18 protein-coding genes are annotated in these 18,305 nt (G+C 62.5%); 3 read left to right on the top strand and 15 right to left on the bottom strand.

Annotation, left to right across the window (positions count from 1 at the left end; genetic code table 11):
- Positions 1 to 3: 3 nt before the first annotated feature.
- From LGM71_RS15570 to thrS, 8 genes are all read right to left on the bottom strand, one after another.
- Positions 4 to 390 (bottom strand): GFA family protein, encoded by a 387-nt coding sequence (locus LGM71_RS15570; protein ID WP_226115304.1) that lies wholly within the window; start codon positions 388 to 390, stop codon positions 4 to 6.
- A gap of 36 nt (positions 391 to 426) precedes the next feature.
- Positions 427 to 1,581 carry a trans-sulfuration enzyme family protein gene (locus tag LGM71_RS15565; protein ID WP_226115303.1) on the bottom strand — a complete coding sequence of 385 codons (1,155 nt, stop codon included), beginning with the start codon at positions 1,579 to 1,581 and terminating at the stop codon, positions 427 to 429.
- On the bottom strand, positions 1,578 to 2,789 hold the full coding sequence (locus tag LGM71_RS15560; protein ID WP_185715879.1) for an MFS transporter: 1,212 nt from the start codon (positions 2,787 to 2,789) through the stop codon (positions 1,578 to 1,580). Before LGM71_RS15560 ends, LGM71_RS15565 begins: the two co-directional genes overlap by 4 nt.
- Positions 2,790 to 2,793: 4 nt before the next feature.
- The gene (locus LGM71_RS15555) at positions 2,794 to 4,167 is read right to left on the bottom strand and encodes a peptide ligase PGM1-related protein (RefSeq protein ID WP_226115302.1); all 1,374 of its coding nucleotides are present in this window, start codon (positions 4,165 to 4,167) and stop codon (positions 2,794 to 2,796) included.
- Positions 4,160 to 5,083: a fatty acid desaturase family protein gene (locus tag LGM71_RS15550; protein ID WP_226115301.1), complete on the bottom strand. Its 924-nt coding sequence runs from the start codon at positions 5,081 to 5,083 to the stop codon at positions 4,160 to 4,162. Before LGM71_RS15550 ends, LGM71_RS15555 begins: the two co-directional genes overlap by 8 nt.
- A gap of 2 nt (positions 5,084 to 5,085) precedes the next feature.
- The gene (locus tag LGM71_RS15545; protein ID WP_226115300.1) at positions 5,086 to 5,862 is read right to left on the bottom strand and encodes a hypothetical protein; all 777 of its coding nucleotides are present in this window, start codon (positions 5,860 to 5,862) and stop codon (positions 5,086 to 5,088) included.
- Positions 5,863 to 6,093: 231 nt separating this feature from the next.
- Complete coding sequence (locus LGM71_RS15540) at positions 6,094 to 6,783, bottom strand: LuxR family transcriptional regulator (RefSeq protein WP_226115299.1); 690 nt, start codon at positions 6,781 to 6,783, stop codon at positions 6,094 to 6,096.
- A 177-nt stretch (positions 6,784 to 6,960) separates the two neighbouring features.
- Complete coding sequence (gene thrS, locus LGM71_RS15535) at positions 6,961 to 8,169, bottom strand: threonine--tRNA ligase (RefSeq protein WP_264160523.1); 1,209 nt, start codon at positions 8,167 to 8,169, stop codon at positions 6,961 to 6,963.
- 998 nt (positions 8,170 to 9,167) lie between these two features.
- Between thrS and LGM71_RS15530 the strand changes: the two genes are divergently transcribed.
- Both LGM71_RS15530 and LGM71_RS15525 read left to right on the top strand, forming a co-directional pair.
- Complete coding sequence (locus LGM71_RS15530; protein WP_059684979.1) at positions 9,168 to 9,785, top strand: LysE family translocator; 618 nt, start codon at positions 9,168 to 9,170, stop codon at positions 9,783 to 9,785.
- Positions 9,786 to 9,894: 109 nt separating this feature from the next.
- Entirely contained in the window at positions 9,895 to 10,143 is a 249-nt protein-coding gene (locus LGM71_RS15525; RefSeq protein WP_124903293.1) for a hypothetical protein, read from the top strand.
- Positions 10,144 to 10,266: 123 nt separating this feature from the next.
- On the opposite strand, the gene LGM71_RS15520 is transcribed toward LGM71_RS15525, so the two are convergent.
- From LGM71_RS15520 to pobA, 7 genes are all read right to left on the bottom strand, one after another.
- Entirely contained in the window at positions 10,267 to 11,625 is a 1,359-nt protein-coding gene (locus LGM71_RS15520) for an MFS transporter (protein WP_124627783.1), read from the bottom strand.
- 163 nt (positions 11,626 to 11,788) lie between these two features.
- Positions 11,789 to 12,175: a 4-carboxymuconolactone decarboxylase gene (pcaC, locus tag LGM71_RS15515; protein ID WP_059598704.1), complete on the bottom strand. Its 387-nt coding sequence runs from the start codon at positions 12,173 to 12,175 to the stop codon at positions 11,789 to 11,791.
- A 10-nt stretch (positions 12,176 to 12,185) separates the two neighbouring features.
- Complete coding sequence (gene pcaD, locus LGM71_RS15510; protein ID WP_226115297.1) at positions 12,186 to 12,971, bottom strand: 3-oxoadipate enol-lactonase; 786 nt, start codon at positions 12,969 to 12,971, stop codon at positions 12,186 to 12,188.
- Entirely contained in the window at positions 12,971 to 14,344 is a 1,374-nt protein-coding gene (locus LGM71_RS15505) for a 3-carboxy-cis,cis-muconate cycloisomerase (RefSeq protein ID WP_226115296.1), read from the bottom strand. The genes pcaD and LGM71_RS15505 overlap by 1 nt, the downstream gene beginning before the upstream one ends.
- 88 nt (positions 14,345 to 14,432) lie before the next feature.
- Positions 14,433 to 15,089, bottom strand: a complete 657-nt coding sequence (locus LGM71_RS15500; RefSeq protein ID WP_012365076.1) for a CoA transferase subunit B — start codon at positions 15,087 to 15,089, stop codon at positions 14,433 to 14,435.
- A 19-nt stretch (positions 15,090 to 15,108) separates the two neighbouring features.
- Positions 15,109 to 15,822 (bottom strand): 3-oxoacid CoA-transferase subunit A, encoded by a 714-nt coding sequence (locus tag LGM71_RS15495; protein WP_014900666.1) that lies wholly within the window; start codon positions 15,820 to 15,822, stop codon positions 15,109 to 15,111.
- 145 nt (positions 15,823 to 15,967) lie between these two features.
- Positions 15,968 to 17,200 (bottom strand): 4-hydroxybenzoate 3-monooxygenase, encoded by a 1,233-nt coding sequence (pobA, locus tag LGM71_RS15490; protein ID WP_059598700.1) that lies wholly within the window; start codon positions 17,198 to 17,200, stop codon positions 15,968 to 15,970.
- Positions 17,201 to 17,316: 116 nt separating this feature from the next.
- Here pobA and LGM71_RS15485 point away from each other — a divergent pair, with 116 nt between their 5' ends.
- Entirely contained in the window at positions 17,317 to 18,243 is a 927-nt protein-coding gene (locus LGM71_RS15485) for a LysR family transcriptional regulator (RefSeq protein ID WP_059598699.1), read from the top strand.
- Positions 18,244 to 18,305 lie beyond the last annotated feature (62 nt).

Below are 18,305 nucleotides of genomic sequence, written 5' to 3'. Positions count from 1 at the left end.
GAGTCATTGTGGAAAGGACGGAATGTTTTCTTCCCAGTTCCTGCCGTCAAACGGAACAACATCGAAAGCGTTGGCCCCTGCAAGATCCAGACAGCGCAGATTGATGCTGTAGTCGTGGGGATGAGAACGAGGGCGATAGAATGGCTTCACGCCGCACACTCGGCAGAACGTGTGCTCCGCAATCCCAGTATTGAAGCGGTATAGCGTCAAGTGCTCGCCACCCTCGAGCAACTCGAAATCGTCGTGCTCGACGGGAACGTGCAGGAAGCCCGATGCAAAACAGATCGAGCAATTGCAATCGATCACCTTGCGCGACGCTGCCGATCGAATGCGAAAGCGTATCGCACCACAATGGCATTTTCCGTAGATATATTGCGTTGCTTCCGTCATTGATCGCCCCTCGTTTCAGAAAATACACATTGCCTTTCATCGGTGCCCTGTACGCAGCGCGGTATCCAGATCGTGTCGAAGCGTGTCGGGATCTTCGAGCCCGATGCTCAACCGGATACCAATCCGCTTCGCATTGTCTCGGGGCACCATGATCGGACAGGCTACGGACTCGTAACCGCCCCAGCCCCAGCCTCGCCCGATAAGCGAGAGACCGTCGATGGCGTTTCTGACCGCCCCCTCGCCGCCATCCTTGAGTACGCATGCAAACACACCGCCCGCACCCGAATACTGTGTCCGCCATGCGGCGTGACCGCTGTCGCCGACCAGCGGCGGGTAGTGAACGCTTTCGATCAGCGGATGATCCCGCAACCAGGACGCAACATCGCATGCGGACTGAAAATGCCGATCCATCCGGACTGCCAGCGTCCGCAATCCTCGCAAAGCCAGATTCGCGTCGTCTGCGCCGACGGCCTGCCCCGTCAGACGGCTCACACTCTTCACGCGCTCGTACATATCGAAGCTCGCAAACACCGCCGCACCGACCATCGAATCGGCATGGCCGCCGATGTACTTCGACATGCTGTGAATGGCGATGCTCGCACCGTGATCAAGCGGATTGAAGAAATACGGCGTGCCCCAGGTGTTGTCGACTACGACCGGAACGGGTCCGGCAATCTCGACGACGTCTCGTAGCACGCACATATCGAAATGCGACGAGCCCGGCAGGTCGAGGTAAACCACACACGTCCGTTCATCGAGTTTCGCCGCCAGTTCATCCGGATCGTCCAGCGAGAATTCGTCGATCGATACACCCTGTCGATAAAGGACCTCGTCGCAGAATTTACGTGCCGCCGGATACGACGAACGCGATATCAACACTCGCCCTTCAGGAACAGCCAGCGTCTGCAACACCGTCGCGATAGCGGCCAGTCCTGAACACATCACGAGCGCGGCAACGCCATGTTCGATTTCCGCCATCGCGTCGCACAACGCATCCGTCGTCGGTGTCCCCCAGCGCCCGTAGTGATACGGGGCCGCGCCAGGTGCCATTTCATCGAATGATTCGAAAAGGACTGTCGACCCTCGATATACCGGTGGATTGACGAAGCCGAAATGTGTAGCAGGCGCGCGGCTCACCGTGGTCAGGGCAGTGCCCGTCGCGCCCTTCCCGGCGGCAGGTTCGAGATTCATTTTTGCCATCTCCAGAATGCAAGTAGACCAATCACGGAGATGCCCATGAACACGACCCACCCGAGTGTATGAACGGTCCAGCCTGCCGCAGCACTGCCGATGAAGTTGCCGAGCATCCCGCCAATCGCCCACGAGATTGCTGATGCGCCGAAATAGCTGCCGGCGTTGCCGTCGGTCGTCAGATCGGCGAGCGCGATATTCGATGCAGGAAGAATCAGGCTTTCGCCAAACGTGAAGACGACCGCGACGGCAATCAGAATGACCAGCGACGCACCGGCGCCCCAACCGTGATCGAAAAGCAGTGCGGCAATCGCGAAGCAGCAACACATCGCAGCGTGCCCGATGGTCATCATGGATCGCCAGGTCGTGCGCTGAAACCAGCCCATGCCAAGCGAAGCTGTAGCAATTCCAACCAGCGCATTCGTTATGTAGAACGGCCTGACGCCGTTATAGCCGCTCGCGCCGTTCGAAAACGTCAGCGGGACGAAGACGTAGATTTGCGTATACACCGTCCAAAACGGAACAAGCGCCCAGCACAGTCGGCGGAACCGTCTGTCTCCAAACGCGATCATCAAACCACGCAGCGGATGTACTGCGGCTGGGTTGCTCGCTCTCCGTCCCGAGATCCAAGGCGCCACGAGCGCAAGCACGGCGAAAATCATGCCGCTTACCAGGAACGGTAACGTCCGGTCGGTGTTCGGCACGACGATCAATACCGCCGGACCGATCAGCGCCCCGAGATTGAGCGCCAGGTTATTCAGCGCGAATACCTTTGGACGTACCGCTACGTCGAGCGAACCGAAGATCGAATACGCGGTCGTCTCGTAAAGCGCAGCGCCGAGCCCGGACAAAAATGCCCACATCAGCAGTCCGGTAAACGACGGCGTAAGCGCCAGTCCGACAAATCCTGCGGCTCGGCAGATCAGACCGAGTGTGGCCAACACGCGGCTGCTGAATCGATCCGTCGACGCACCCAGCACCAGAGGCAACAACCGGCTCGCCAGCAAATTCACCGTCAGTACGCTGGCAACGCTGCCCGCGTCCAGATGACGCTCCAGGTCAAGGAACGCTGCAAGCAGCGGAAGCGACCCGAACACGGACAAATTCACGAGGAACTGAAAGCTCAGCAGGATCCGCGTCGAAACCGGCACGCCGTCGGCCATGCCGGTGAGCCATGCCGAGGGCCGTGTGAACTTGATTGCATCCATCGTTTCACCCCGGTAGAGCGACTGACTCTTGAGCCATCTCGAACTCGCGCTGGAACGTGCGCTCAAGCGCAAGCGCACCTGACAAATTGCGCGCATACACCATGTATTCGATCGTGCCTGTACCCGCAATATCTTCCGTGAGTACGACGACACCGGCTTCGCCGCGCTGCTGCGTAAGTCGATGCGATACAGTCAGCGCTGCGCGCAGGTCGCGAACGGGCACCCTGTTGCGCGTCACGACTGCGTGCGTCGACAGATAGTCCGGCCCCACCAGTTCGCACAGGATCGCATCAAGATGGCTGCAACCGCCGATACGCCCATTGATCTCCGTAAAGACGACTTCGCCGTCGTCGGTCACGATGGCATCGAAGTTCGCGCGCCCGACGAATCCGAGACGCTGGGAGATCGACGCAAGCACGTCGCCTTGCGCGAGAAACGGGTCGATCACGCCCGGAGGCAGCTGGCTGGGGATTTGAAATCCGGTCCACATGATCATGCCGTTACCCCGCTTGTCGCCCGAAGCATCCATCCGCAGATCGCCATAGCTCACCAGCCGAAAGGCGTCCGCGTTGATCTCATACTCCGCATACAGGACATCCGAACCTTCGTGGAACCGCTCGACGATCACCTGGCAGTTGCCCGCCGTGTCGGTCTGTCTCGACCACAAGTCACGCGCGAATATGGTATCGACGTCCGACAGGTGCGTCAGCGCATACACCTTGCGGACACCGGGATAACTGGTCCGACGCTCGAGTGTGACTGCGATGTTTCCGTCACCGCCAGCATTGACGTCCTGCTTGACAATCACGCTTGCATATTTCGCAAGCATGTCACGCAGCGTCAAGTAGAACTCACCGAATGATCGGCAAACTCGCCCGTCCGCACATCCGACCCGACCCGACGCGAGAGCGCGAAATACTGCCTTTCTGTTCAACAGTTCGGCGCCGGCCTGCTCCATGAATTGCGATCCGTTCGACACGGGCTGCGCGATGTCGAGCTGATCGCAAAGCAGCCCGACCGACGACGTATGAAAATACGGGTAGACCGTCCACCCGGCCCCACCGACGCGACGGTTCCGCAATGCAGCGAGCGTCGCTTCGTCGAGCAGGCGGTCGGAAGTCAATACCACCGGATCGGAGATATCGGAAGACGGTGACACGATCTGCGTAGTGGAAAGATGACGCCTCATCACGACCGATACATACTCGATCATAGAGGCCGATACCGGCGACGGCAGAATCGCTACATCGTCGCTCGTCATCTGCCAGACGAGGCGCCTTGCCGCAATCGCTGACACCTGACGAAGCGGAAGCGAGGCGCGCTTCGTATCTCCGATCATTGCCTCGTTATCGACGTTGCCCACAATGAGTTTAGCCATGAGTTGCCCCGTGCTCCCGACGTTGGATAAGTTCCCGGCAAACGCGCCAGTGCCATTTCAGATAAGACGATTCACGATGAATACCAACATTCGGGCGCGCCCCGATTCGGGCGAGCAACGGTGACGGAGCGCCCGGATAGCGATGATGCTCGGTATGAAAATTGGCGTTCCACATGAAAAACCGGACGATCCCGTTAGTCGTCGTCGTTCTCGATGCCAGGTAACGCGGCTGCACCGGTTCGCAGCCGTAATGCTCCGGTAGTCCGAAGAACATCAACCAGAAGTAGGCAAAAAACACCGGACCGACATAGACCGTAAACAATGCCGACGGCCAGGCACCGGTTGCCGCTGCGATGACGAGCAACCATGCTGCAATGCACCGCGCTTCGTTGCGCGCTCGCACTTTCCGTCTCACGGTTGCGAGATAGGGCGGTGCGCCTCCGGCGATCAGATGTACATTCAGGCGCAGATTCGAAACGAGAAAGCCAACACCGGTCATCGCACTCACATAAGCACGCAAGGTTTCGAATCGGGAGGCCGACTCGGTGTCCTCTTCTGTCGCCACACACCGGTGATGTTTCAGATGCTTGTCGGTGTAGGCTGTGTAGTTGACGAACAGGACATTCGCAGCCAGATTGCCGATGATCGCGTTGACGACTTTCGCACTCACAAGGCTTCGATGCAGACATTCGTGGGCGAGGTTCAGAAACCCGCTCAACACAAAACCTTCGGCAAGCATCAGGACGATCCGGCCAATCGCGTTTCCGGATCGGCACGCCAACCATGCCAACAGAACGACGACCCCGATCGCGCCAACGACCTTCGCGATCGCAACTGCATCGCGGAGTCCCCGTCGCTGCGCGCGATAAGCGTCGATCTCGAGCAACACCGGGTCCGGACCAAATTCGGCGCTCACGTTCATTCAGCCAGCGAGACAAGCGCCGCACACCACGACACGTTGTCGGAAACGGCCTGCGCAACCCGTACGGCGAATCCCGGAATTTCGTCATCGCTGACAAGGAGCTGAATCATTCGTCTCGTCATTTCGACGTGATACGCCTCGGCGGGATCGTCACCGCCAACATGACATTGAAAATAGATGAGCCCTTGTCGGTCGACACCATAACAACGGCTCGTCGACGCCCAAAGCGCGTCGATCATCGCATTCGCGTGCAGTTCGAACGCCACCATGTTCGCGCACCGCTCAAGCGCCGACTTCGCACCCAGTCCAGCAAGCAGTTTCTTCAGATAAGGCCCCGTCGGTGCGCTGAAATCCGGAACCGCGAGACGTCCGGTCAGCCTCTCGATGTCGTTTTTGAAGAGGCTCGCGTGAAACCATTTGCCAGTATCCAGAATGCGTTGCAAACCCTGCTTGCCATATCGTTCGATGACGTATGCGCCACCCGTCTCATCCCAACAGAGGAAATTTCCCACCACGCTCGTGATTTCAACGTCCCGCGCCACCGGTCGATTCGATTGAATGGCATCTAGAACGGCGTGGACTTGTGCACCCGCCTGCAGATACGGAAACGCCTGCGACATCGCGAGGTAATGCGGATATATTTTTTCCAGTGCAGCACACGACGACACGTGCCGGAACGGATGATCGTCGAGTCTGGTGCGCAGACCGACCAACAGCGAATCGATTTCTCCCTCGACGACCGGGTTCAGAATTTCCTCACAAACATCAGCCATGCGTTCACCTCATCTATCGTCGAGATTGTGATGGGCCGGCACCACACGCCAGTGCCGACCGCCGAGTGTGACGATCAGAATTTGATCTGGTCGCTTGCGTCGGTATCACTTTGCCGATTTTCGATGCCGTCTCACACTACAAAGGTTTGTAGTACCCGTTCCGACATGGCATGACGAATCGGTGCATGCACGGTACGAATAGGCTCTCGATCCGCCTCGCGCCACCCGGCGTTACAGCAATCCGAATTTGGATGCCATCAGCACGGCTTGCCGGCGAGTCGGCACGTCGAACTTCTTCATGATGTTCCGGATGTGATGAAGCACGCCATGTTCGGTCAGCGACACAATCCGCGAGATATCCCAACTAGACTTTCCCTCGGCAACCCATTTCAGGATCTCGAGTTCGCGCGCACTGAGACAAGGTGCATCGGATTGCATTGCCTCCAGTCTGCGACAGGTGTCGAGCATCAGATTCGCGGCAAGTGCACCCCACGACGGAACGTCGAAGGGTGCATCGCCGTCGTCCGACACCCGCGCCTGTCGGACGAAGCTCACGCATGCCACGTCGCCATGCCTGTTATGAGCTGGAAACGACACCCCGTCGCTTAACCCGTACATGCGACTTCCGATTCGAAGTTCGCGCTGTTCGGTTGTCGCGAAGATGCGGTCGCACCAGATAATCGGCGTCAACGACGACATCGCGTGCAGCGCGATCGGATCAATCATCAGATAAGCCCGCTCCCGATAACGGGATAGCCACGCCTCCGGATAGTTCGACAATATGCGGCCAATCTTCAGTGTCCCGCCAGTCATTCGACAATCCTGGTAACAGACATGGTCAAATCCCGCGAGATGCCCGATGTCGATTAACATCCGGCGCAGTTCATCCACGCAAGTGCAACTGCCAATCTCGAACACCATCTCGAGCATTCGTTCGCTGCACCGACACGATGCAGACTCGCGACACTCTTCGGCCCGTTGAATGACGCGATCTCTGGCTTCTCTCATAATTTTTTAGAATTACTTATTGATTTAAGGTTATGAATCGATTCGATTGATCCTCAAGGCACTTGCTATCCGCCGATACCTGCCGGCAGGTCAGAACACCCGCGTCGCAGACGGGGGGCACACATGCTGTTTCAGGTAGGCGATCGCATCATTGATGGTCAGCACGTGCTGCTCCCCGCCCCTCATTCGCAACGACACCTCGCCGGCCAGCATCTCCTTCCGTCCGGCCACCGCAACGATCGGCGCCGCCAGTTCCCGCGCGTCAAAGATCTTGCGCGGCAGGCGCTCGGAACGGAAATCCCTCAGAACCCGACAGCCGAGGTCTTCGAAGGCAAACGCCGTGTTGTCGGCAAATGCACGTTCATCCTGCCCGATGTTCGCAACGACGATTTGATCGGGTGCCAGCCACGTCGGGAGCCACCCCTCGTAGTGTTCCAGGAGGATGCCGATGAACCGTTCGAGGCTCCCCAGTACAGCGTGGTGCAACATGACGGGCGTCGCTTTCGCGCCGTCCTCTGCGACATATGCAGCACCAAGCCGCTCGGGCAAGACGAAGTCGAGCTGGATCGTTCCGCACTGCCACTTCCGTCCTTGGCGGTCGAGCAGATGAAATTCGAGTTTGGGGCCGTAGAATGCCCCTTCCGCGGGCAGGATCGCGAAATCCAGGCCTGCCGCTCGCGCAGCGGACGCCAGCATCGCTTCGGCACGATCCCACACTGCATCGTCGCCGGCCCGGACCGCCGGCCTCGTCGACAAAGCTACATCGAATTCTCCAAACCCGAAGTCCGCATAGATCGTCTTCAGCAACACGCAGAATCGTGCGACCTCAACTTCGACCTGATCCGGCATGCAAAGAACATGTGCATCGTCCTGAGTGAACGCACGGGCGCGCATAAGACCATGCAGCGCCCCGGACGGTTCGGCTCGATGGACCGCCCCGAATTCCGAATATCGAATTGGGAGATCGCGGTACGAGCGAGAGCCTTTTTTAAAGATCTGCACGTGGCACGGGCAGCTCATCGGTTTGAGACAGTATGGGTTGTTATCGCTCTCGAGAGAAAACATGTTTCGCCCGAACTTCTCCCAATGACCGCTCTGTTCCCAAAGACTGCGCGAGACAATCTGAGGGGTCCGCACTTCGGAAAAGCCGGCCTGGCGCATGCGGGCGCGAATATATTCCTCGACGACCCGATATAGAACCATTCCACGCGGATGCCAGAAAATGGAGCCTGGACTTTCATCCTGCTGATGAAACAGATCCAGTTTGTTACCAAGCACTCGGTGGTCGAAATCGTCCATCATGTTCTCCGTTGACATTTGGTACCGGTCGAACGGAGCATTAAAAAAGCCCCGTCCGTTTCCGGCGGGGCTTGGGGATCGCTTGAGGCACTGACCTACGACGTGCAACCTCCCCCAGGCCCGCCATTGGCGGTCGTGGTGGTGGTCGTGGTAGTCGTGACGAAAAGTGCGTTCATGCGACTAATCTAGTCAACCGGCTAACGTCTGTCAATGTGGCATTCAAATCTAATTTCATTTTTCGATACCTCTTGATTCATCAAGAACCACAAAACCGTAAAGACAATGAAAGACCAAGTAAGAGTAAATAAAAATTCGCCGAAGTAAATACAGGGAAGCTTTGTTCATGAATCAGATAGCGTGTGACAGCAGCAAATAGATACTCGTTGGCGCCAGTCCCTCAACATTTGGCTTGCATTGCATCGCGTCCGGCACGGATCCACACCACTCAGCCACCGGATCACTGCTCCGCGAAAGTTGCACGAAGCGTGCGAGTTCGAACTGCGTTGTCAACAACGCCAAAGCGCCTGCGTGAGTAGGATCGTCTCTTTGCTCCGGCCACATCCGTAGACTTGTTGGGTGTTGGTTCGGGATACGCCACGAACCTCGGACTGCACAACCGCCGCGGGTGTGTGAATCCCGAAATAGCGCAGATCTCGCGTTTGTGCTGGCGTCGCTCTATAGTCCGAGAGCGCCGGAAAAGAAACGAAGTCGCCGACAAAAATTGTGCGAAATTTGAATTCATTGGAATTTCATCGCACATTTTTCTCGATGGCATGTTTTTAATCGCGCAAAACCATAAGTTTCCGCCCTTTATTCAAAAACAAAATATTTAGACCGCGAACATCTTTTCCGAGAAACAACAACAACCGATGATTCCGTCCCGGCCCCCATCCCCCTCCCCGTACCGGCAATCGTCAATCAAACTGTACCGGTACTGTACAGAAAACCGTCGCTACACTGGCTCCATCCCAGTCTCGAACACGAATGGAGAATCCGCGATGGACTTCCTCACCCTCAGCGCATTGCCCGCCGGCATGCTGTTCGCGCTCGTCACGTCGATCACGCCCGGCCCGAACAACACGATGCTGCTCGCCTCCGGCGTCAATTTCGGTTTCCGCCGCACGATGCCGCACCTGTTCGGCATCAGCATCGGCGTCGCGATCCTGATGCTGTGCGTCGGCTTCGGTCTCGGCGAGGCGTTCCGGCGCGTGCCGGTCCTGTACACGATCCTCGAAATCGCGAGCGTCGCGTACCTGCTGTACCTCGCATGGCGCATCGGCACGTCCGGCGAAGTGAAGGCGCAGGGCGCCAAGCCGCGGCCAATGACGTTCCTCGAAGCCGCCGCGTTCCAGTGGGTCAATCCGAAGGCATGGATGATGGTGCTGACCGCCGCGACAACGATCCGCCTGTCCGCCGACTACGGGATGAACGCCGCGTGGATGGCCGTCGTGTTCATCCTGATCGGCTTTCCGTGCATCAGCCTGTGGGCCGCGTTCGGCCAGGGCCTGCGCCGCTTTCTGTCGAACCGCCGCGCGCTGCGCATCTTCAACGTGACGATGGCCGTGCTGCTGATCCTGTCGCTATACCCGCTCGTCGCGCATCTGCTCCCGCAGTAAGCGCTCACAAGCGCCGCCGTTGAGCTTCACGCCATGCAGGCGTACCCTTTCGGTACGGGCGCGTGCAGCCGCTTCGCCGGTTGCACCGCTGTTCTGCATGGAGATGCCGATGAAGCCGATGCTGAAAGCCGGCGAGCACATCGAGGGCATGCACTGGATCGCCGAGTACCACCCGCTCACGCACGAGATCCGCGTGCTGCGCGAAAACATCGAAGTGGGTACGTACTGCGCGCCGTCCACGCTGTTCGGCGACGAGGAAGAGATGGGCGCCGCGAACCTTGCCGATCACCGCAGCCAGGAGGCCGCGCTGCGCGCGTATCTGCGCAACTTCGTCAAGGAACACGACGCGGAGGAGTAGCGGCGCGACGGCCGTAAAGTGGACGGGCCGCCGACGCGGCCCGGTCTGTCGTTGCGTGTCGGCCGGCTCACGACCTTTCGCAACCAGCAAAAGGCCGGCGCATCGCCCCGGCCTCGATCCCGCTCAATGCCCGAGCGACTCGATCTTGCCGCTCGACTGCGCGACGCCGTGCGGCTGGGCCATCTGCTTGATCAGCAACGCAAGGCACGCAAGCAAGCCCGCGACCGCGATCGTCGCGAACACGCCGGCGAACGAGAAGTGCCGGCGCGTCAGTTCGGCAACGAGGAACGACCCGGCGATCCCGCCGAAGCGGCCGACACCGAGCATCCACGCCACGCCCGTGCCGCGCCCTTCGGTCGGATAGAACGCGGCGGCAAGCGCCGGCATCGACGATTGCGCGGTGTTCATCAGCACGCCGGCGATGAACACGACCAGCACGAGCAGCCCCACGTTTCCGGCCGCCTGCCCGATCGCATACACGCTGATCGCGGTCAGCGCGTAGCACACGGCGATCACGCGATTCGCGTTGAAGCGGTCCATCAGCACGCCGCACAGCACCGCGCCGACACCGCCGAGCGGGAACAGCGCGGAAATCAGCGTCGCGCTCTTCGGCGTGAGACCGGCATCCTTCAGCAGGATCGGCATCCAGTTGATCGACGCGTAGAAGATCACGAGGCCCATGAAGTACGCGAGCCACAGCATCACCGAGCCGACGACATACGAGCGCGACAGCACGACGCCTATCCCCTTGCCGCCCGTCTGCGGCGCGGATTCGGTCATCGCGAACGAGCCGGCGTTCAGCGCATCGCGCGAGATCCGCGAAAGCGTCGCGCGGATCCGGTCGATGCTCTGACCTTGCGCGACCATGAAACGCACCGATTCGGGCATCTTCAGCAGCAACAGCACGCCGAGCAGCAGCGGCGTCACGCCGCCGAGCATCAGCACGCTGCGCCAGCCGAAATGCGGGATCATCCACGCGGCGAGAAAGCCGCCGAACGCGGCGCCGAGCGGGAAGCCGCAGAACATCAGGTTGATCACGGTCGCGCGGCGCTTGTCCGGGCAGAACTCGCCCATCATCGTGACCGCGTTCGGCATCGCGGCACCGAGGCCGACTCCGGTGACGAAGCGCAGCACCGTCAGGTGCCCGATGGTGTTGGAGAACGCCGACACGAAACATGCGACGCCGAACAGGAACACCGAGCCGAGCAGCAGCGAACGGCGCCCGACGCGGTCGGACAGCGGGCCCGACACGAGCGCGCCGCACGCAAGGCCGAACAGCGCGGCACTCAGCACGGGTGCGAGATCGGGTTTGGTGAGGTTCCATTCGCCGAGCAGCGAGGGCGCGATGAAGCCGATCGCGGCCGTATCGAAGCCGTCGAGCAGCACGATCACGAAACACATCAGGAATACGAGCCACTGGAAGCCGCCGAACGGCTGCTCATTGATGAAGGTCTGGACATCGACCACGGGTGCGCGATTCATCGCGAGTCTCCTGTTTAAACAACGCGGCCTGATGGCCGCGTCTTTCCTTGTTTGCGCGCCGATTCGCCGCCGGCGCGTCATGCGTCGTCGACACCTGCCGGCAGCGGCAGGTGTCGCGATCGGGTCACGTCCGGCGCAAGCCGGCCGTGTTATTCAGCCGCACCTAGGCGGCCCCATCCTGTTCCTTGAAGATCTTGTCGGCGAGATGGAACGCGGAATTCGCGGCCGGCACACCGCAGTAGATCGCGGTCTGCAGCAGCACTTCCTTGATCTCGTCGCGCGTCACGCCGTTGTTGCGCGCGGCACGCAGGTGCAGCGCGAGTTCCTCGCCGCGGTTCAGCGCGACCATCATCGCGATGGTCAGCAGGCTGCGCGTATGGCGCGGCAGGCCCTCGCGCGTCCAGATCTCGCCCCATGCATAGCGCGTGATCAGGTTCTGGAATTCGTCGGTCACTTCGGTACGGTTCTGGATCGAACGGTCGACGTGCGCGTCGCCGAGCACCGCGCGACGCACCTTCATCCCCGCTTCGTAACGTTGCTGGTCGTCCATCGTCGGTGCCTCACGCGGTCAGGAAGTCGAGCAGCGCGCGGTTGAAGCCGTCGGTGCACTCGATGTTCGAAATGTGCGCGGCGTCGAATTCGACGTGACGCGCGCCGGGAATCGCGGCGGCCAGCGCACGGCCCTGGTCGGGCGGCGTCGACATGTCCTTCGCGCCGGTCACGACGAGCACCGGCAGCGCGATGCCCTTCACTTCCTCGCGCAGGTCGGCCGCGTTCAACGCGTCGCAGTTCGCCGCGTAACCGTCCTTGTCGGTATGCACGAAGGTGTCGCGGATCGCGTCGAACAGGCGCGGTTCACGATCGACGAACGCGTCGGTGAACCAGCGCGGCAGCACGGCGTCGGCCAGCGCGGCCATCCCTTCCGCACGCGCCTTCTGCGCGCGCGGCGCCCACACTTCCGGCGAGCCGATCTTCGCGGCGGTGTTCGACAGCACGGCGCGCGCGATGCGCGACGGGAAGCGCGCGGCGAGCGCGGCACCGGTCAGGCCGCCCATCGAAATCCCGCAGAAGTACGCGCGATCGATGCCGACGTGGTCGAGCAGGCCGATCACGTCGCCCGCGAGCTGGTCGATCGTGTACGAGCCGGCCGGTGCTTCGGAATGGCCGTGGCCGCGCGTGTCGTAGCGCAGGATGTTGAAGTGCTGCGTGAGCGGGCGAATCTGCGGTGCCCACATCTGCAGGTCGGCGCCGAGCGAGTTCGAGAAGACGAGCCACGGCGCGTCGTCGCGCGCGGCACGGTCGATCCGGTAATGCAGTTTCACGCCGTTGACAGTGGCGAAAGGCATCAGTGTTCTCCTGGTTGTGTCGTGCCCGCGTGCAGCGCGAGCACAGCGTCGACGTAGGCCTGCGCCTCGCCGACATAATGTGCGGGATCGAGCAGCCGCGCGAGCGCGTCGCGCGACAGATGGGCGGATACGGTCGGATCGGCGGCGAGCACGTCGAACAGCGTCGCGCCGGTGCGTACGGCTTCCTTCGACGCATGCTCGACGACATGATGCGCATCGAGGCGCCCGATCCGGTCGCCGAGTGCGAGCATCACGGCTTCGCCGAGGATCAGCCCGTGCGTCAGGTCGAGGTTCGCGGCGAGGCGTTCGGTGTTCACGTCGAGGCCCGCGACGATCTGCGCGATCTGCGCGAGCGCGCCGCCGGTCAGGCGCGCGAGGTCGGGCAGCGCATCCCATTCGGCCTGCCAGCCGCCGAGCGCGCGCTCGTGCTCCTGGACCATCCCGGCAAACACGGTCGCGACGAGGTTCGGCGCGCGCACCGCGGCGGTCAGCACGGCCGCACAGCCGACGGGGTTGCGTTTGTGCGGCATCGTCGACGAGCCGCCCTTGCCGGCGGCTGCCGGTTCGCCGAGCTCGCCGACTTCGGTCTGCATCTGCAGCGACACGTCGCGCGCGATCTTGCCGAGCGTGCCGGTCAGCATCCCGAAGCACGACGCGGCTTCCGCGACGCGGTCGCGCTGCGTGTGCCACGGCACGGCCGGCAGTGCCAGCTTCAGGTCGGCCGCGAGCGCGGCGCTCACGCCGGCCGCCTGCTCACGCAAGCTCGCCAGCGTGCCGGCGGCGCCGCCGAACTGCAGCACCAGCGCGCGCTCGCGCAATTCGGCGAAGCGCGCGCGATGGCGCAGCAACGCGTCGAGCCATTGCGCGAATTTCAGGCCGAGCGTGATCGGCAGCGCCTGCTGCAGCCACGTGCGGCCGATCATCGGCGTCGCGCGATGCGCGCGCGCGAGCATCGCGAGCGACGCGCACGCTTCGTCGAGCAGCGGCTCGAGCACGTCGAGCGTGTCGCGCAGCTGCAGCACCGTCGCGGTATCGATGATGTCCTGGCTCGTCGCGCCCCAGTGCACGAACTTCGCGGCCTCGGGGTCGTCGGCCTTCACCTGGGCGGTGAGCTGCTTGACGAGCGGAATGGCGAGATTGCCACCGAGCGCCGCACCGTGCGCGAGCGCGTCGGCGTCGAGCCGGCCGGCGTCGCACGCGCGTTCGATCGGCGCGACCGCGGCGGCGGGAATCACCTGCCGCGCGGCGAGCGCACGCGCAAGCGCGGCTTCGACGTCGAGCATCCGCTGGATCGTCGCGCGCGGCGACCAGATCCGGTTGAGCGGCTCGGTGCCGCAAATGAGGGAGGTCAGGCGGGCGCTGTCTTCGAGCATGGCATCAGATTGGGGAAACGGCGTGCGCCTATTGTCTACCCAAGCGTGCCGGCGTGCGCGCGATCGCGCGCGCCGGCACGCTTGCCGTTCAGGCCGCGGCCTTGCGCGTCGCGTCGATCAGCGGCACGCCGGTCAGCTTCTGCAGTTCGTCGAACGACAGGTCGGTGAAGATCTCGCTCACCGCGAGGCCGTCCGCCGTCACGTCGAGCACGGCGAGATCCGTATAGATACGGCTCACGCATTGCACGCCGGTGACCGGGTACGAGCACTGCGCGACGATCTTGCTCTCGCCCTGCTTCGTCAGGTGCTCCATCATCACGAACACCTGCTTCGCGCCGATCGCGAGGTCCATCGCGCCGCCGACGGCCGGAATCGCATCGGGCGCACCCGTATGCCAGTTCGCGAGGTCGCCGTTCGCCGACACCTGGAACGCGCCGAGCACGCAGTAGTCGAGGTGCCCACCGCGCATCATCGCGAACGAATCCGAGTGGTGGAAATAGGCGCCGCCGGTGAGCAGCGTCACGTGCTGCTTGCCGGCGTTGATCAGCTCGTCGTCTTCCTCGCCGGGCGCGGGCGCCGGGCCCATGCCGAGCAGGCCGTTCTCGCTGTGCAGGAAGATCTCCTTGCTCGGATCGAGGTGGTTCGCCACCAGCGTCGGCACGCCGATGCCGAGGTTCACGTAAGCGCCTTCGGGGATGTCCTGGGCGACGCGCTTGGCCATTTCATCGCGGGTCAGTCGTTTCATTTCGGGTCTCCTCAGGCTGTCAGGCGGCTTGCGATGCACGTTCGGCGGCCAGCTCGGCCGCATGCGCGGCCTGCGGCACTTCGACGACGCGCTGCACGAAAATGCCCGGCGTCACGATGTGTTCCGGGTTCAGCCCGCCGAGCGGCACGACTTCCGACACCTGCACGATCGCGACCTTCGCGGCGCTGGCCATGATCGGCCCGAAGTTGCGCGCGGTCTTGCGATACACGAGGTTGCCCCAGCGATCGCCCTTGTACGCCTTCACCAGCGCGAAATCGGCGTGGATCGGCGTCTCGAACACGTACGACTTGCCGTCGATCACGCGCGTTTCCTTGCCTTCCGCGAGCTTCGTGCCGAAGCCCGTCGGCGTGAAGAAGCCGCCGATGCCGGCGCCCGCCGCGCGGATCCGCTCCGCGAGGTTGCCCTGCGGCACGAGCTCCAGCTCGATTTCGCCCGCACGGTACAGCGCGTCGAACACCTGCGAGTCGCTCTGGCGCGGGAACGAGCAGATGATCTTGCGCACCCGCTTCGCCTTGAGCAGCGCCGCGAGACCCGTCTCGCCGTTGCCCGCGTTGTTGTTGACGATCGTCAGGCCGCGCGCGCCCTGCTCGATCAGCGCGTCGATCAGCTCGGACGGCATGCCTGCCGTACCGAAACCGCCGATCATGATGGTCGCGCCGTCGTGGACGTCCGCGACCGCCGATTGAAGCGATTCGAAAATCTTGTTGACCATGTCTCTTCCTGATACGAACCCGCGGCACGATGCGCGGCCTGTCGAGGGGACACGCGCGTGTCGCGTGCCGCGTCGAAGGCCGTCGTCGACCTTCGGCATTTGTTCGCTATTCGAACCCATATTCGATTAGCGAACGATGGGCCGATCATAGAGTCGCGCACAGCGCGTTGTCAAGGCGGGATCCCTCGGGGGGTGTCTGGTCGTCGAACGGCAGGCCGACGTAGTTTTCGGCGAGCGATTGCGCAGCGGCCCGCGAGCGCGTCACGTACTTCAGTTCGGCAAACTTCAGGCGATTGACGAACGGCGAGTCCTCCGGCGACGAGTGCAGCATGTTCGTCATGAAGTACGAGAAATGCTCGGCGCGCCACACGCGTTCGAGACAGGTCGCCGAATAGCGCTCGAGCGGCGTCGCGTCGCCGCTGCGATAGCGCGCGCCGAGCGCGCGGGACAGCGCGCGGACGTCGGCCACCGCGAGGTTCATCCCCTTCGCGCCGGTCGGCGGCACGATGTGCGCGGCATCGCCCGCGAGGAACAGGCGGCCGTGCTGCATCGTCTCCGACACGAAACTGCGCATCGGCGTCACGCTCTTCTGCGTGATCCGGCCCTCGGTCGGCGTCCAGCCGGTATCGTTCGAAAAGCGCGTGTGCAGTTCATCCCAGATCCGCGCGTCGGACCATTCCGCGAGGTCTTCGTCGGGCTTGCACTGCAGGTAGAGGCGCGTGACCGTCGGCGAACGCATCGAGAACAGTGCGAAGCCGTTGTCGTGATGGGCGTAGACGAGCTCGTCGAGCGACGGCGCCGCGTCGGCGAGGATGCCGAGCCACGCGAACGGATAGACGCGCTCGAACGTGTTCAGCCGCTCGGCGGGAATCGTCTGCCGTGCGATGCCGTGGAAGCCGTCGCAGCCGGCGATGTAGTCGCAGTCGATGCGGTCCGCGCGGCCGTCCGCATGCTTGAACGTGACGAACGGGTGCTCGCTTTCGATATCGTGCAGCGCGACTTCGCTGACTTCGAAATGCATCTGGTGCCCATGCGCGTCGCCGGCCGCGATCAGGTCGCGCACGACTTCATGCTGGCTATAGACGGTGATCGCGCGCCCGCCGGTGAGCGCGCTCAGGTCGATGCGATGGCGCTGACCGGAGAACAGCAGCTCGATGCCGTGATGTTCGAGCCCTTCGCGGCGCATCCGCTCGCCGAGGCCGGCTTCGTTCAGCGTGTCGACGGTGCCCTGCTCCAGCACGCCGGCGCGGATGCGGTTCTCGCAGTATTCGCGCGAACGCGCTTCGACGAGGATGGAATCGACGCCTTGCAGGCGCAGCAGATGGGAAAGCAAAAGGCCGGACGGACCGGCGCCGATGATGGCGACCTGGGTGCGCATTGTTCGTCTCCTGAACATTGGTTCGAATAATTGAACCCATTTGAGCGCTTTCCCGACTATGCGGCAACGCGATTTTGGAGATAAGTTGTATACGTTTCCCGGATACCGGCCTCACGATGGATGCGCTCGATCTGAACCTGATTCCCTACCTCGTCGCGCTCGACGACACGCGCAACGTCAGCCGCGCCGGCGACCTGCTCGGCGTGAGCCAGCCGCGCGTGAGCACCGCGCTCGGCCGCCTGCGCGAGTATTTCGGCGATCCGTTGTTCGTGCGCACGTCGCGCGGCATGGAGCCGACGCCGCGCGCGCTCGCGCTGCTGCCGGCCGCACGCGATGCGCTCGCGCAGATCGAGCGCGGCCTCGTCGCGCCGCATGACTTCGATCCGGCGGCGAGCACGCATACGTTCTCGATCGCGCTGTCGGACGTCGGCGAGATCGTATTCCTGCCGAAGCTGCTGCAGGCGTTCGCGACGCGCGCGCCGCACGCGAACCTGCGCTCGGTCTCGCTCGCGCACGACGAAGTCGGCCGCGGCCTCGAAGCCGGCTCGATCGATCTCGCGGTGGGCTACTTCCCCGATCTCGACGGCAACAACTTCTTCCAGCAGCGTCTGTTCACGCACCGGTTCGTCTGCCTGATGCGGCGCGGCCATCCGCTCGAACAGGCGCGCCCGTTCACGGCCGAGCAGTTCCTCGCGTGCGGGCATGCGGTGGTGCGCGCCGAGGGGCGCAGCCAGGAGGTGCTCGAGAAATACCTCGCGAAGCAGCGCATGCACCGCCGTGCCGTGCTCGAGACGCCGCACTTCATGAGCCTGCCGTTCATCCTGAGCCGCACCGACCTGATCGCGACAGTGCCGCACGCGATCGGCTATGCCTATGCGGCCGAGCATGCGTTCATCGTGCCGGTCGAGCCGCCGTTGCCGCTGCCGCGCTTCGACCTGAAGCAGCACTGGCACCGCAAGTTCCACAACGATCCGCGCACGGCGTGGCTGCGCGGCGTCGTCGCGTCGTTGTTCAACGACGAGCAGGACGAATGGCCGAAGTGATGCAGGGTGTGCGGCAGGCCGCACGCACGACCCGCGAAAGCATGAAACAATGCCCGGATATC

Origin of the sequence: Burkholderia sp. AU33545, from assembly GCF_020419685.1 — a bacterium.
GTDB classification, from domain to species: Bacteria; Pseudomonadota; Gammaproteobacteria; order Burkholderiales; family Burkholderiaceae; genus Burkholderia; species Burkholderia diffusa.
The sequence above is the reverse complement of the archived record's forward strand: the minus strand, read 5'-3'. Positions and strand labels throughout refer to the sequence as shown.